Annotated in this window: 13 protein-coding genes; 9 read left to right on the top strand and 4 right to left on the bottom strand. The window is 69.4% G+C overall.

Translation table 11 applies throughout. The annotated features are described in order from the left end of the window. The 8 genes from MKK51_RS18785 to MKK51_RS18750 form a co-directional block, all read left to right on the top strand. Nucleotides 1–697 (top strand): PepSY domain-containing protein (locus MKK51_RS18785; RefSeq protein WP_243979587.1); only part of this gene is annotated, 697 nt, incomplete at its 5' end. A 141-nt stretch (nt 698–838) separates the two neighbouring features. After that, nucleotides 839–1927 carry a bifunctional DNA-binding transcriptional regulator/O6-methylguanine-DNA methyltransferase Ada gene (ada, locus tag MKK51_RS18780; RefSeq protein ID WP_409565722.1) on the top strand — a complete coding sequence of 363 codons (1089 nt, stop codon included), beginning with the start codon at nt 839–841 and terminating at the stop codon, nt 1925–1927. 102 nt (nt 1928–2029) lie between these two features. Continuing rightward, nucleotides 2030–2305, top strand: a complete 276-nt coding sequence (locus MKK51_RS18775) for a hypothetical protein (RefSeq protein WP_243979586.1) — start codon at nt 2030–2032, stop codon at nt 2303–2305. A gap of 239 nt (nt 2306–2544) precedes the next feature. Then, a complete protein-coding gene (locus MKK51_RS18770) occupies nt 2545–3687 on the top strand; it encodes an acyl-CoA dehydrogenase family protein (RefSeq protein ID WP_243979585.1) in 1143 nt (380 codons plus the stop codon). 37 nt (nt 3688–3724) lie between these two features. Then, on the top strand, nt 3725–4828 hold the full coding sequence (locus MKK51_RS18765; RefSeq protein ID WP_243979584.1) for an LLM class flavin-dependent oxidoreductase: 1104 nt from the start codon (nt 3725–3727) through the stop codon (nt 4826–4828). Continuing rightward, entirely contained in the window at nt 4828–5769 is a 942-nt protein-coding gene (locus tag MKK51_RS18760) for an ABC transporter substrate-binding protein (RefSeq protein ID WP_243979583.1), read from the top strand. Before MKK51_RS18765 ends, MKK51_RS18760 begins: the two co-directional genes overlap by 1 nt. A gap of 26 nt (nt 5770–5795) precedes the next feature. Further along, complete coding sequence (locus MKK51_RS18755) at nt 5796–6335, top strand: cupin domain-containing protein (protein WP_243979582.1); 540 nt, start codon at nt 5796–5798, stop codon at nt 6333–6335. A gap of 25 nt (nt 6336–6360) precedes the next feature. Next, complete coding sequence (locus MKK51_RS18750; RefSeq protein ID WP_243979581.1) at nt 6361–7323, top strand: aliphatic sulfonate ABC transporter substrate-binding protein; 963 nt, start codon at nt 6361–6363, stop codon at nt 7321–7323. A gap of 74 nt (nt 7324–7397) precedes the next feature. Here the strand turns inward: MKK51_RS18750 and MKK51_RS18745 are convergent, their stop codons facing one another. From MKK51_RS18745 to MKK51_RS18730, 4 genes are all read right to left on the bottom strand, one after another. Further along, nucleotides 7398–9596 carry a TonB-dependent siderophore receptor gene (locus MKK51_RS18745; protein ID WP_243979580.1) on the bottom strand — a complete coding sequence of 733 codons (2199 nt, stop codon included), beginning with the start codon at nt 9594–9596 and terminating at the stop codon, nt 7398–7400. Nucleotides 9597–10021: 425 nt separating this feature from the next. Continuing rightward, nucleotides 10022–10855, bottom strand: a complete 834-nt coding sequence (gene fghA / locus MKK51_RS18740; RefSeq protein WP_243979579.1) for an S-formylglutathione hydrolase — start codon at nt 10853–10855, stop codon at nt 10022–10024. A 196-nt stretch (nt 10856–11051) separates the two neighbouring features. After that, nucleotides 11052–12188: an S-(hydroxymethyl)glutathione dehydrogenase/class III alcohol dehydrogenase gene (locus tag MKK51_RS18735; protein WP_243979578.1), complete on the bottom strand. Its 1137-nt coding sequence runs from the start codon at nt 12186–12188 to the stop codon at nt 11052–11054. A gap of 203 nt (nt 12189–12391) precedes the next feature. Beyond that, on the bottom strand, nt 12392–14257 hold the full coding sequence (locus tag MKK51_RS18730) for an ABC transporter ATP-binding protein (protein ID WP_243979577.1): 1866 nt from the start codon (nt 14255–14257) through the stop codon (nt 12392–12394). Between the two features lie 219 nt (nt 14258–14476). Between MKK51_RS18730 and MKK51_RS18725 the strand changes: the two genes are divergently transcribed. After that, nucleotides 14477–15121 carry a ComEA family DNA-binding protein gene (locus MKK51_RS18725; protein ID WP_243979576.1) on the top strand — a complete coding sequence of 215 codons (645 nt, stop codon included), beginning with the start codon at nt 14477–14479 and terminating at the stop codon, nt 15119–15121. Nucleotides 15122–15306: the final 185 nt, after the last annotated feature.

Raw genomic sequence — 15306 nt, 5'->3', positions numbered from 1 at the left:
GGAGCCGCACGGGCTCGCCCACCAGCATCCGCAGATCGCCTTCGACGGCACCACCGGCGAGATCGTCGAGATCCTGCAGGGCGGGCTGAAACCGGCGGCCAAGACCTTCACCACCATGGTCGGCCTGCACGAGGCCCATTTCGCCGGGCCGGCCCTGCGGATCCTGTTCTTCCTCTGCGGCCTGATGGGATGCGTCATGGTGGCGAGCGGCCTGATCCTGTGGTCCGTCGCCCGGCTGCCGAAACCCGGCGAGACCTCGTTTCTCGGCCTTCGCGTGGTGCAAGCCCTCAACATCGGCACCGTCATCGGCCTGCCGGCGGCGATCGCGGTGTATTTCCTCGCCAACCGCGTGCTCCCTCCCGGCCTCGCGGACCGCCTCGACTGGGAGGTCCGGGCCTTCTTCGCGGCCTGGATCGTGATGGGCGTGGTTCCGCTGTTCCGGCCTCACCGGGCCGCATGGCGGGAAATGGCCCTCGTCACCGCCGCCCTGTTCCTCGCCGTGGCTCTGGTGGATCTCGCCGCCGCCGCCGCGCCCTTGCCGAGCGCCCTTCTGCGGCACGACCCGCGCTTCCTCTGGTTCGATGCGGCCATGATCGCCCTGGCGGGTGTGTTCGCGCTCGTTGCCCGCAAGGTGGCGCGGTTCCAGACCCGCACGCGCGCGAAATCCGCCCCCGTCGGCGCGCCGAGGACGGCCTGACACCGGGACAGGCGAAAGCGGGAGCAAGAACCGGGATGCAGCCGGCGATCCCCGGGGCCAGTATGACGACCTGAGGCGGCGGCGCTCCCCGCGCCGTCGTCGCCCGGCCAGGAGATCGACGCCGTGTCCGCCCCCGAATCGATATCCCGCCCGGACCTCCTGCCCGCCACAGGCCGCCGCCTCGACGGCGACGACGGGGCGAAATGGGCCGCCCTCGCCGCCCGCGACGAGGCCGCGGATGGCCGCTTCGTCTATGCGGTGCGCACCACGGGCATCTATTGCCGGCCGAGTTGCGCGGCGCGCCCGGCGCGGCGCGAGAATGTCAGCTTCCATGCCACCTGCGCCGAGGCGGAGAGGGCCGGCTTTCGCCCCTGCAAGCGCTGCCGGCCCGACGAACCGAGCCTCGCCATGCGCCGGGCGGAGGCCGTCGCCCGCGCCTGCCGCCTCATCGACGGATCCGAGACGGTGCCGGGCCTCGCGACGCTGGCGGAGGCGGCCGGTCTCAGCGCGTTCCATTTCCACCGGGTGTTCAAGGCGGTCACCGGCGTGACGCCGAAGGCCTATGCGGCGGCACGGCGCGCGAAGGCCCTCGCCTCGGGCTTGAGCCAGGCCGACTCGGTGACGCAGGCGATCTACGAGGCCGGCTATGCCTCGCCGAGCCGTTTCTACGCCGACGCGACGGACCGCCTCGGCATGGCCCCCGACATCTACCGCCGGGGCGGCGAAGGGGTCGCGATCCGGTTCGGCATCGGCCAATGCGCCCTCGGCGCCATCCTGGTGGCGGCGACGGCCAGGGGACTCTGCGCCATCCTGCTCGGCGACGATCCCGACCTCCTCGTCCGCGACCTCCAGGACCGTTTCCCGAAGGCCGACCTCACCGGCGGCGACTCGGCCTTCGAGGCGTGGATGGCGCAGGTGGTGGGGTTCGTGGATTGCCCCTCGCGCGGTCTCGACCTGCCGCTCGACATCGGCGGCACCGCCTTCCAGCAGCGGGTCTGGAACGCCCTGCGCAAGATCCCCATCGGCACCACCGCGACTTATGCGGAGATCGCCCGCGCCATCGGCGCGCCGGCCGCGACCCGTGCCGTGGCGCGGGCCTGCGGCGCGAACCCCATCGCCGTGGCGATTCCCTGCCACCGGGTGGTCCGTTCGGACGGCTCGCTCTCCGGCTATCGCTGGGGCGTCGCCCGCAAGCGCCACCTCCTCACCCGCGAGGGCGTCGCCCCCTGACCGCGCCATTCGCGCGCCGATATCCACGACCTCCCTCCCTCATCCGGAGGATGTGGCGCGCACCGTCCCGTGGCATGAGCATCCCCGGAGAGGGAGAATGCCGTGACGAGCGCTGCGACGCCGGATGTCTACTGGATGGGTTTCGAAGCCTACGGGCGTGGCGAGACCATCGATCACGCACCGGGCGGCGAGGAATCCGCCGAGCGGCAGGATTGGGTCGACGGCTGGGAGTTCGCCAAGTTCGCCTCCGCCGCCAGCCCCGACCCCGACGATCTCGACGCCGCCGAGCCGCCGCCGCTGGCCGCAGCGCCGCCGTCCGCGCCGACGGCCCGTTTGTTTTGTCGAACGATCCCGGCCGAACGAATGCGAACCAGATGACGGCCGGCGGGGCTCGGGATACGAGTCCTCCCCTTGCCTCCCTGTTTCGGGGGAACGACTTTCGGCGCAGGGAGCGGTGGCAGTAAGGGCCTTCTCCGATCCGGCGTTCTTAAAAAAGAACGTTCTCGTTGACAGGGCGGGTCATCGGCGAGACCATTGGGTCGCTTGGTTATGGTCCTCAAGCGGGCCTGCCCCGTGAGCCCCGCCCCTCCGATCCGTCCGAAGAATCCCGCCTCCCCATGATCCTCTCCCCGCCTCTGCGCGACACCGCCGAAGGGCTCGCCCGGCTTTTCGCCGAACGGGCCGAGGGGCATGACCGCGCCGGCCGATTCGCGCATGACAACATCGCCGACCTCCGGAATGCCGGCCTGCCGGGATTGATCGTGCCGCGCCGGCTCGGCGGCGGCGGCGCGGGCCTCGGCCAGGCCGCGATGGTGGTCGGCACCCTGGCGCGGGGCGAGCCCTCCACCGCTCTGGTGGTCACCATGCACTTCCTCCAGCACGGGCTGATCCATGCGCGGGAGAACTGGCCCCGGGCGATCGCCGACCGCCTCGGCCGCGCGGCGGTGCAGGACGGCGCGCTCATCAACGCCCTGCGGGTCGAGCCCGAACTCGGCACCCCCGCCAGGGGCGGCCTGCCGGAGACGGTGGCGCGGGCGACGGCCGCGGGCTGGCGGATCAGCGGCCGGAAGATCTACTCCACCGGCAGCCCGGCCCTCACCCACGGCCTCGTCTTCGTCCGCACCGACGAGGCCGAGCCGCGCATCGGCAACATCCTCGTGCCCATGACCTCGCCGGGCATCCGCATCGAGGAGACCTGGGACCATCTCGGCCTGCGCGCCAGCGGCAGCCACGACGTGATCTTCGAGGACGTGGAGGTGCCGGCCGACCATGCGGTGGACCTTCGCCCGCCCGAAGGCTGGCGCAAGCCCGACACCGACCAGCAGGCCTGGAGCACGACGATGCTGTCGGCCCTCTACGACGGCGTCGCCCGCTCGGCGCAGGCCTGGTTCATCGCCTTCGCCAGGGACCGCAAGCCCGGCAGCCTCGGCCAGAGCCTCGCCACCCTGCCGCGTTTCCAGGACGCCATCGGCGAGAATGAGCGGCTGCTCAGCCTCAACGCCCGCCTGATCCGGAGCGTCGCCGCGGACGTGGACGGGGGCACCTGCCCCTCGGTGGCGGAATCCGGATTCCTCAAGACCACCGTCACCGAGAACGCGATCCAGGTGGTCCAGCGTGCCGTGGAGTTGGCCGGCAATCCCGGCCTGTCGCGGGCGAACCCGCTGGAGCGGCACCTGCGCGACGTCCTGTGCGGGCGCATCCACTGGCCGCAGGCCGATGCGGTCCGCGTGTCCGCCGGCCGCGCCGCCCTCGGGCTTTGACATCACCGCCCCTTCCGACACGGACAAGGAGATCGCCATGAGCTTCCTTCCAGCCGACGCCGTCGAGTTCATCGGCTTCGCCGCCCCCCGCTACACCTCCGAGACCCATGCGGCCTCCGGACCCGCCATCGACCGCGACTACCTGCGCCTCCTCGCCCAGGCGCACGAATGGGGCGGGTTCGACCGCATCCTGGTGGCCTTCTACGCGACCCAGCCCGACGCGCTGCTGCTCTCCGCCCAGATCGCGGCGGTGACCGACCGGATCGGCCTGATGATCGCCCATCGCACCGGCTTCACCGCGCCCACCGTGGCCGCGCGGCAATTCGCGACCCTCGACCAGCTGACGGACGGGCGCGTCGCCATCCACGCCATCAGCGGCGGCGACGACCGGGAACTGGCCCAGGACGGCGACCACCTCACCAAGGACGAGCGCTACGCCCGCACCGACGAGTTCCTCACCATCGCCCGGCAGGTCTGGACCGCCGAGGCGCCGTTCGACTTCGCCGGCGCGCATTACCGGATCGACCGGGGATTCTCCGAGGTGAAGCCGGTGGACCCGCGCGGAATCCCGGTCTTCTTCGGCGGGGCCTCGCCCGCCGCCATCGCGGTGGCCGGACGGCACGCCGACACCTACGCCCTGTGGGGCGAGAGCCTCGATCAGGTGCGGGAGGCGATCGCCAAGGTCCGGGCGGCCGCAGCCCCCCATGGCCGCGATCCCCGGTTCAGCCTGTCGTTCCGGCCGATCCTGGCCGCGACGGAGGAGGAGGCCTGGGCGAGGGCCGAGGACATCCTGGCGCGCACCCGCGCCACCCGCGCCGCCAGGGGACTCGGCCCGGCACCCGCGCCCGAGAACGAGGGGTCGCGCCGCCTGCTCGCGGCGGCCTCCCAGGGCTCGCGCCTCGACAAGCGGCTCTACACCGCCATCGCCCGCGAGACGGGCGCTTCGGGCAATTCCACCGCCCTCGTGGGCACGCCGGAGCAGGTGGCCGACGCCCTCCTCGACTATCACGACCTCGGGGTGCGGACCTTCCTGATCCGCGGCTTCGACCCGCTGGAGGATGCCATCGCCTATGGCCGCGACCTGATCCCCGCCTTCAAGCGACTCCTCGGCGAGCGTGGCGCGCGGGCGGAGGCAGCCTGATGCGCGCGCTCATCGCCATCCTCGCCCTGCTGGCGTTCACCGGCCTCGCCCGCGCCGACGAGACCGTCCTTCGCGTCGGCGACCAGCGCGGCAACGCCCGCGCGCTCATGGAATCGGCCGGCGTCCTCACCGACCTGCCCTACCGGCTCGAATGGAGCGAGTTTCCCGCCGCCGCCCCCCTCCTCGAAGCCCTGAACGCCGGAGCGATCGATGCCGGCGGGGTCGGCGACGCGCCCTTCACCTTTGCGGCCGCCGCCGGGGTCCCGGTGAAGGCCTTCGTCGCCTTCCGCAACAAGCAGGACGGGCTGGCGATCCTCGTGGCCAAGGATTCGCCGATTAGGACCGTGGCCGACCTGAAGGGAAAGAGCATCGCCACCAATCGCGGCTCCATCGGCCATCAGGTGGTGCTGGCCGCCCTGGAGGAGGCGGGCCTGCCGGCCAATGCCGTGACCCTGCGCTTCCTGCCGCCGGCGGATGCCAAGATCGCACTGGCCAGCGGCAGCGTCGATGCGTGGTCGACCTGGGAGCCCTACACCTCTACGGCCGAGCTCGCCGGCCTCGCTCGAGTCGTCCGCGACGGCAACGGCATCACGCCGGGGCTGAGCTTCGCGGTGGCCTCCGACGCCGCCCTGAAGAGCAAGCGGGCGCAGCTCGCCGATTTCGGGAGCCGCCTCGTGAAGGCACGGGAATGGGCGCTGAAGGATCCCGCCCCCTACGCAGCGGTCTGGTCGAAGCTCATCGGCCTGCCGGAGACCGTGCCCCTGCGCTGGTTCTCGCGGGCGGAATATCGGGCGGTGCCCATCGACGATTCAGTAATCGCCGACGAACAGCGCAACATCGACCTCTATGTCCGCTCCGGTCTGATCCCCGCCGCGCGGGCGCCGCGCGCCGACCTCATCCTCGACCGGAGCTTCGAACCGGCCGCCGCCGCGGTACGTTGACACGATTGCCGCCGAGGACCGGACCCATGCACGACCCTTCCGACCACAGCCACGACCACGCCCCTTCCGACCACGACCACGCGCATGACCACGAGGCGGCGCCCGCCAACGAGCGCTGGAAGCACGACGGCGTGCGGGTGATCCCCGGCGACAAGCTCGATTCCAACACCGCCCAGACGCCGGGCATGTTCCGGCAGGCGGCGATCAACCATGCCCGCGTCGGCGCGCAGAAGATCTGGGCCGGCACCGTGGCGATCGCCCCCGACGCCAAGACCGGCGTGCACCATCACGGCGCCCTGGAGAGCGTGATCTACGTGGTCTCCGGCCGCGCCCGCATGCGCTGGGGCGACAAGCTCGAATTCGTGGCCGAGGCCGGCCCCGGCGATTTCATCTTCGTGCCGCCCTACGTGCCGCACCAGGAGATCAACGCCGATCCGGACCAGCCCCTGAACTGCGTCCTGGTGCGCTCCGACAACGAGGCGGTGGTGGTGAACATCACCGATGTCGAACCCGTGGAACGTCCCGAGACGGTCCACTGGGTCGATCCCATCCATAAGCATCCCTGACCTGTCGCCCGCGAGACCTCCTGTCATGATCCATCGTCGTCACGCGCTCCAGGCCGCCGCCGCGCTGAGCCTTCTCGCCCTCGCTCCGGGCGCCGCGCGCGCCGCCGAGCCGAGGACGCTCCGCATCGGCTACCAGAAATCCTCGACCCTGATCGCCCTGCTGAAGCAGGACGGCAGCCTGGAGAAGGCGCTGGAGCCCCTGAAGGTCGGCCTCACCTGGCACGAATTCACCAGTGGTCTGCCGGTGATGGAGGCGCTCAACGCGGGCCAGATCGACCTCTCGGCGGACGTGGCCGACACGGTGCCGATCTTCGCCCAGGCCGCCAATGCGCGGATCACCTACGTGGCGCAGGAGGCCGCCTCGCCGGCTGCGCAGGCCATCGTCGTCGGCGGCGATTCCCCCATCAAGGCGGTGGCGGATCTCAAGGGCCGCAAGGTCGCGGTGACGAAGGGCGCCGGCAGCCACTACCTGCTCCTCGCCGCCCTGAAGGCGGAGGGGATTCCGTTCAAGGCGATCACGCCCGCCTATCTCACCCCCGCGGACGGGCGCACGGCGCTGGCCAGCGGAGGGGTCGAGGCCTGGGTCGCCTGGGACCCGTTCCTGTCGGCGGCCGAACTGCAATCGGGCGCCCGCATCCTGAAGGACGGCACCGGCCTGTCGCTCTACAAGCGCTACTACCTCGCCTCCGACGACTACGCGGCCAAGCACGGCGACATCCTCGACGTCGTCTTCGCCAAGCTGCGCGACACCGGAACCTGGGTGAAGGCCAATCCCGACGAGGCCGCCACCCGCCTCGGCGCCCTGTGGAAGCTCGATCCGGCCATCGTCGCCAAGGCCAATGCCCGCCGCACCTACATCGTCGAGCCAGTGACCCGCGAGGGGCTCTCCGAGCAGCAGACCATCGCGGACGCGTTCCGCGCCGAGGGCCTGCTGCCGCGCCCCGTCGATGCCTCGGCGCTGGGACTCTGGGCGCCGACCAAATCCTGACGCCCCCCCGCAAAAAATCCCGATGAGCCGGGCTCATCGGGATCGGGACGTCTCTCATCGCATGAGGGACGGGCTCACCACTTGTAGGAGACGCTCGCCACGACCTTGCGCTGGGTGCCGTAGAAGCAGGCGGCCTCCGATGAGCAGGACGAGACGAAGCGGCGATCACCGATGTTGATGACGTTCACGGCAGCGCGCCAACCGGCGTAGTCATAATGCACTGCCGCGTCGAAGGTGACGTATTCCGGCACGGTGAGCGTGTTGTCGATGTTAGCGAAGGAGCGACCGACATAGTTGACGCCGCCGCCAAAGCCGAAACCCTTGAAGTCGCCGAGCGGGATCGTGTAGTCCGCCCAGAGCGAGGCAAGGTTCTCGGGGATGCCCACCGGCACGAAGCCGATGCGCGGATCAGTTGGGCCTGCGCCCTCGATCGTGCGTAGACCATAGATCGTGTACGAGGCGGTGAGGTTCAGCCCCTCCGCTAGGGTCGCCACGGCCGAGGCCTCGAACCCGCGGGAGCGGACCTTGCCCAACTGAATGTTGACGAAGGGATCCTGTGCGGTGGCGGTCAGAACGTTGTCGCGCACGAGATCGAAGGCCGCCACCGTGAACAGGGTGTTCCAGCCCACGGGCTGAAACTTGGCTCCGACCTCGATCTGCTCGCCCTTCTCGGACTTGGCCGGCACATTGCCGGCCAGCAACCCGGCCGTCGGATTGAAGGACGTTCCGTAGGTGACGTAGGGCGCAAGACCGTTGTCGAAATTGTAGATCAGGCCGAGTCGGCCGGAGAAAGCACTCTCGTTGATCTGTGTCGACACACTTCCAGGCAGTTTGTTGACGACGTTGTTCTCAACGAAATCCTGACGTCCACCAATCAGAAACGTAAGATGATCGGTCAGGGCCACCTGATCCTGAAGGTAGAGCCCGACCTGCTGAAGTTGCTGATTTGCTACCCGGTAGGGAGCCGTTGGCCCGGCTGCCTGGTAATAGCGCGGGAACAGGACGCTGAGAGGCGGCACCGTGAAGCTCGTAGCCTGGGTATCGGATAGGCTATAGCGCTTGTAGTCGACGCCCATCAGCAGAGTGTGGCCGAAGTAGCCGTCGTTGAATCGGGCTTCCGCCTGATTGTCGACGGTGAAGATCCCCGCTCTTGGCGTAGTCTGGAAACCGTATCGGTTCAGCACCGTCTGCGAAGCATCGGTATAACCATTGGCGACGTAGCGCTGGTCGCTGACTTCCGTGAACGAATAGCGGAAGTTCTGACGCACGGTCCAGACATCGTCGACATGGTGTTCGAACTCGTAACCGAGATTGGCCTGGTTGCGGGTGTAGCGGTCGATGAGCGGGTCGCTGGCGTTGAGCTTGCGGTCGATGCGGAAGCCCGAGGCGTTGTTGCGCACCGTGCCGGCATAGGGAAGGAACTGGCCGGCGCCCCCGGTCTCGTCGCGCTGGAAGCTCGTCAGCACCGTGAAGGTGGTGGCGCCGTCGGGCTTATAGGTGAAGCTCGGGGCGATGTAGTAGCGATCTTCCGGCGCGAAGTTCACCTGGGCGTCGCCGTTCTGGAAGCGGCCGGTGAGGCGGTAGAACCAGTGGCCGGACTCGTCCGCCGGGCCGCCGAGATCGAAGGCGGCGTAGCGCTGGCTGAACGAGCCGCCGCCGAGTTCGAGGTAGCGGAGCGGCTCAAGGGTCGGGCGCTTGGAGACGATGTTGACGAGGCCGCCCACGGGGCTGCCGCCGAACAGGGTGGCGGCGGGGCCGCGCAGCAGCTCGATGCGCTCGGCGCCGAACGGGTCGATGCGGAAGTTGGCGAACGACGTCTGGAACAGCTGGAGCCCGTCCCGGAACAGGCCGGATTCGGTGGCCGAGAAGCCTCGGATCAGGAACCAGTCGAGGCGCGTGTCGGGGCCGAACTGGTTGGCGTAGATGCCCGGCGTGTAGCGCACGGCCTCGGACAGGGTCTGGGAGCCCTGTGCCTTGATCTGCTCGGCGCCGACGACGCTGATCGATTGCGGCGTGCGGATGATCGGCGTGTCGGTCTTGGTGGCCGTGGCGCTGCGGGTGGCGACGTAGCCGTCCACCGGGCCGCGAGCGGTCTCCGGCGCGCGCCGCCCGTTGCCCGCTCCCGCTCCGTTGCCTGCGCCCGAGCCTTCGACGCTCAGGGTATCGAGGGTCACGGCCCGTTCCTGTGCCGAGCCGGCTCCCGTCAGGGCCAGCACCGTGATCGACACCCCGGCCGCGAGGACGGCGGAACGGGAGAATGAGGGGGACGGCATGGACGGCTCGGCTCCGGATGATGGGCAGCAGAACGGGCTCGCGGACATGGCGAGGCTTGATCTGCAGCCTTGTTTAGAATTATGATAAACTACTGTAATACAACATGTATTCGCCCTCACGCCGTAGCTTTGGGCTCGCGCGGCGGCAAGAGACCCGAGACGTTTGGCCGGTCGCCGTTGCCGGTTCGACACAGACCGCGCAGGTTGTGATGCAGGGGCGCGCTCGGCCTGCGGGAGCTGTCGGCGGCCGGAACGATGTGGATTCGGGGCGTGAGCCCGCAGATCGGCGGGGCGGAACCCGATGAGGAAGGGGGCCCGTTCTCGACGCGACGCTGTGCGTGGCGGAGGAAGGCCTGTCCCGGATGACGGCCGATGGAGCCCATCCCCGGCGCGACGGGCCGGGGATGGGGTGACGGGTGAAGGCCTTACTTCAGACGGTCGGCGGCCCAGGCGATGTGGTCGTCCATGAAGGTCGAGATGAAGAAGTAGGAGTGGTCGTAGCCCTCGCGCATGTTCAGCGTCAGGGGGATGCCGGCCTTCTTGCAGGCCTCCTCCAGGAGCCAGGGACGCAGGCCGTCCTGGAGGAAGCTGTCGGCCGTGCCCTGGTCCACGAGGAATTCGGGAAAGCGCTTGCCGTCCTCGATCAGGGCGGTGGCGTCATGCGCGCGCCAGGCCGCCTCGTTCGTCCCGAGATACTTCTCGAAGGCGGGCTTCGACCATCCAGCGGTGGAGGGCTGGGCGATGGGCGCGAAGGCCGAGCAGGACTTGAAGCGGTCGGGATAGGTGAGCGCGATGGTCAGCGCGCCGTGGCCGCCCATGGAATGGCCGAAGATGCCCTGGCGGGACATGTCGGCGGGGAAGTTCTCGGCGATGAGGGCGGGAAGCTCCTCGGTGACGTAGCTCCACATCCGGTAATTCGCGGCGTAGGGCGCCTCCGTCGCGTCGACATAGAAGCCGGCGCCCGAACCGAACTGCCAGTTGCCGGCCTCGTCGGGAATGTCCGCGCCGCGCGGGCTGGTATCGGGGGCCACGATGATGACGCCGTGCCGGGCGGCGGCGCGGCGGTACTCGCCCTTGTCCATGACGTTGGCATGGGTGCAGGTGAGGCCGGACAGGTACCAGAGCACCGGGACCGGGCCGTTCTCCGCCTGCGGCGGCACGAACACCGCGAAGGTCATGGGACAGCCGGTGGTCTTGGCATCGTGCTTGTAGACGCCCTGCGTGCCGCCATGGGCGCGGGCCTTCGAGATGGTTTCCATGCGGTGATCTCCTGATGGGGGCGATGGTCGGTACGGGCTCCTCCCTCCCCCCTCTGCGGGGGAGGGTGGGCCTCGCGTCAGCGAGGGTCGGGAGAGGGGAGCGCCCTGTCCGGAGAGGTCGTCCCCTCTCCCGCCTGCTCCGCAGGCACCCTCCCCCGCAGAGGGGGGAGGGTCGAGGCGTTTCGTCTGGATGGGATCAGTAAACCACCACCGACCGGATCGACTTGCCCTCGTGCATGAGGTCGAAGCCGTGGTTGATGTCTTCGAGCGGCATGGTGTGGGTGATCAGGTCGTCGATGTTGATCTTGCCCTCCATGTACCAGTCGACGATCTTCGGCACGTCGGTGCGGCCCCGCGCTCCGCCGAAGGCCGAGCCCTTCCAGACGCGGCCGGTGACGAGCTGGAACGGACGGGTGGAGATCTCCTTGCCGGCCTCGGCGACGCCGATGACGATGGACTCGCCCCAGCCGCGATGGCAGCATTCCAGCGCCTGGCGCATCACGTGGACGTTGCCGGTGCAGTCGAACGAGAAGTCCGCGCCGCCGCCCGTGACGTCGAGGATCGCCGAGACCACGTGATCGTTGCCGACTTCCCTGGGGTTGATGAAGTGGGTCATGCCGAACTTGCGGGCCATCTCCTGCTTGTCCGGGTTGATGTCGACGCCGATGATCTTGTCGGCACCCACCATCCGGGCGGCCTGAAGCACGTTGAGGCCGATGCCGCCGAGGCCGAACACCACGACGTTGGCGCCGGGCCAGACCTTGGCGGTGTAGATCACCGCGCCGATGCCGGTGGTGACGCCGCAGCCGATGTAGCAGATCTTGTCGAAGGGGGCGTCTTCGCGGATCTTCGCCAGCGCGATCGCCGGCAGGACCGTGAAGTTCGAGAAGGTCGAGCAGCCCATGTAGTGGAACAGGGTGTTCGACCCGCTCGGGCTGCCGCCGGTGGAGACGCAGGAGAAGCGCGAGGTGCCGTCGGGCATCACGCCCTGACCTTGCGTCGAGCGGATCGCGGTGCAGAGGTTCGTGCGCTGCGACAGGCAGGACTTACAGCTGCGGCATTCCGGGGTGTAGAGCGGGATGACGTGGTCGCCGACCTTCAGGTCCGTGACCCCTGCGCCGAGTTCGCGGACGATGCCCGCGCCCTCGTGCCCGAGGATCGCCGGGAACTTGCCCTCGGAATCGAGGCCCGACAGGGTGTAGGCATCGGTGTGGCAGATGCCGGTGGCCATCAACTCGATGAGAACCTCACCGGCCTTGGGGCCTTCGATGTCGATGGTCTCGATGGTGAGGGGCTTCTTGGCCTCCCACGCGACCGCAGCGCGCGTCTTCATGTTACTATTCTCATGTCTGGACGATCACGGACGGTGTCGAACTGCCGACTCTTCGGCTTTGCCTCATCCAGGGGAGGGCAAGCCGAACGGCCCGAAAATCTGGTTCGTGCAATGATGGTTCTGGAGACGAGATGCAACGCCCTCGGGCCGCGCGGGAGGTCGCTTCACCCCTGTGTTGTCGCGGAAGCATACCCGTCGGCGCCTCAGCGATAGCCGGCGGCCTGCAATTCGAACAATTCCGCGTAGCGCCCACCCCTCGCCTGGAGCTCCTCGTGGGTTCCGGCCTCGATGACCTTGCCCCCGTAGAGGACGAGGATGCGGTCGGCCATGCGCACGGTGGAGAAACGGTGCGAGATCAGCACGCAGCTGCGCCCCCGGCTGAGATCTCGGAAACGCTGGAACACCTCAAACTCGGCGCGGGCGTCGAGGGCGGCGGTGGGCTCGTCGAGGATCAGGATCTCGGCCTCGCGCATATAGGCCCGGCTGAGGGCGATCTTCTGCCACTCGCCGCCGGAGAGATCGACGCCCTCGGCGAAGCGCTTGCCAAGCGGCTGGTCGTAGCCCAGCGGCAGGCGTCCGATGACGCCGTCGGCGAGGCTGCGCCCGGCGGCGCGGGCAATGCGGGCGGCATCGTCCCGCTCGTCGATGCGCCCGACGGCGACGTTCTCGGACGCGGTGAAGTCGAAGCGCACGAAATCCTGGAAGATGACGCCGATGCGGGCGCGCAGGTCGTCGAGGTCGTAGTCTGAGAGCGGTCGGCCATCGAGCAGCACGCGGCCCTCGGTGGGGTCGTAGAGGCGGGTCAGGAGCTTGACGATGGTGGTCTTGCCGGCCCCGTTCTCGCCGACCAGGGCCAGCACCTCCCCGGCGGCCAGATGAAAGCTCAAGGACCGGACCGCCCAGGACTCGGTGCCGGGATAGCGGAACCCGACCTCCTCGAAGACGATGCCGTGGGTGATCGGCTGCAGGAACGGCACCGGGTGCTCCGGCGAGCGGATCAGCGGCACCACCTCGAAGAACGAGAACAGGTCTTCGAGATACTGGGCCTGCGAGGAGATCTGCGAGAAGCCCAGCAGCAGGCCCTCGATCAGTCCGCGCAGGCGCTGGAAGGAGCCGGCGAGGAAGGTGAGATCGCCGATGGAGAAGGCGCCCGCCACCGTGCGCCAGACGATGGTGGCATAGGCCGCGTAATAGGCCAGCGTACCCAGAGCCGCGAAGAGGCCCCCCCAGCCGGCCCGGCGGATGGCCAGCGCCCGGTTGTCGGCCAGGAGCTTGGCGGCCACGATCCGGTAGCGCTCGGCGATATAGGCGTTGAGGCCGAAGAGCTTGACCTCCTTGGCCGATTCCACGCTGGCGCCGAGATAGCGCAGATAGTCGATCTGGCGCCGCTCGGGGGTGCGGGTCCAGGCGAGGCGATAGCCCTGCCGGTTGAAGTAGAGCTCGTTCAGGAAGGCCGGGACGAGGGAGCCGGCGAGCAGCAGGATCAGCCAGGGGGCGTAGGCGGCCAGACCGATGCCGAAGGCGACGAGCGTGATGAGATCCTGCCCCTGCCCGAAGAGCTGGAACAGCAGGTTGGAGCGCCCCGTCACCTGCCGGCGGGCGCGTTCCAGCCGGTCCTGCTGGGCGCTGTCCTCGAACTGTTCGAGGTCGAGGGCGGCGGCATGGCGCATCAGCCGCAGGGTGGCGGCATTGGCGTAGAGATCGGCGACCAGCCCGTCGGTGAGGGTGCTCAGCCGCCCGAGCAGATCGGACAGGATGGCGAGGCCGAGCTCGAGGGCGACGAGGCCGGCGAGACGGCTGAGGGCGGGGTCCGCCATCCAGCCGGCGAGGCCGGTTCCGGCCGGATGGGGCCGGGCATGCTCCGCGACGATGGCGTCGAGGATGAGCTTGCCGAGATAGAGCATCAGCACCGGCAGGCTCGCCCGGACGAGGCGCAGGGCGAGGCTCGCCATCAGCAGGCGGGGGCTGGCGGCATGAACGAGGCGGAAGAGCGCCGGCAGGTAGCGCAGAGCGCCCACGCGCTCGACGACGAACCGGTTCAGCGAAGGGGCGAAGGAGGTGGCGGACATCGCGGCGGACCATGCCGGGACGGGCCCCGTCCGTCGATGCGTCGTAGGGTGCAGGATGGGCTTTCCCGGCGGCGTTCCCGCCGCAGCCTCATGCGACGGGCGGTTTCAACCAGCACGTTTCCCCGCGCAGATGCCTGAGGACATCGGGCATGACGGCAAGACTTTGCTTTCTATGCCATGTTAGACTTTAACCTGACGTGCGCGCGTGAGGCGGGTTGGATGCTCAGCGGTTCGACTCTTCTACGGGTGGTCGTGCTCTTCGTCGTCGCGGCGGCGCTGGCGGGCCTAGTCCAGGCCTTCTGGCCGCAGGGCGGTGACGATCAGGCGCCGCCCGTGCAACGCACCGAGCCGACCAAGGCCACTCCCCAGCCACCCGCGCCCGCGCCGCCCGAGCGTCGCGCGGAGCCGGCGCCTTCCGCTCCGCAGCCCGCCGCGCCCCAGCCCGCTGTCCCCGCGCCCGCTGCTCCCGTGCCCGCGGCCCCGCAAGCCGTCCTGCCGCCGTCTCCGATCCGTCCGCTGCCGAGACAGACACTGCCCACGCCGCCGGAGGGAGCGAGTTCGACGCCGAACCCGGCCCCCCTCCCCTATGGCGGCCCCGTGGCGCCCCTGGCCGAGAGCCCTCCCCTGACCACGCTCCCGTCCGAGACGCAGCAGGCCAGCGACAATGCCGGGCCGGCGGCGGTCTCCGTGGTGGATCTCAACACCGCCTCGGTGGCGGAGCTCAACGGCCTCAAGGGGGGCGGCATGATCGGCCGCGCCATCGCCCAGCGCCGGCCCTATGCCTCGGTGGATCAGCTCCTGTCGAAACGCGTCCTGAGCCGGTCGACCTACGAGCGGATCAAGAACCAAGTGACCGTGCGTTGAGCGATGGAGACCGGCTTCGTGCTGGCATCGTGCGCCGCCGCTTCGTAAGATCGGCGAGAGGATCGTGGGCGACCGCCATGCGATCCACCGAAGGGACAACGGGGCGCTGGGGCCGGATGGGTGAGATGCGTGCCACCACGGCCGGGCGAGGGATATCCCGGTTCGCCGGCATGACGCGGACCCGT

Origin of the sequence: Methylobacterium sp. E-045, assembly GCF_022829685.1 — a bacterium.
Taxonomy (GTDB): domain Bacteria; phylum Pseudomonadota; class Alphaproteobacteria; order Rhizobiales; family Beijerinckiaceae; genus Methylobacterium.
Note: the sequence above shows the minus strand (reverse complement) of the source record. Positions and strands in the feature narration are given on the sequence as shown.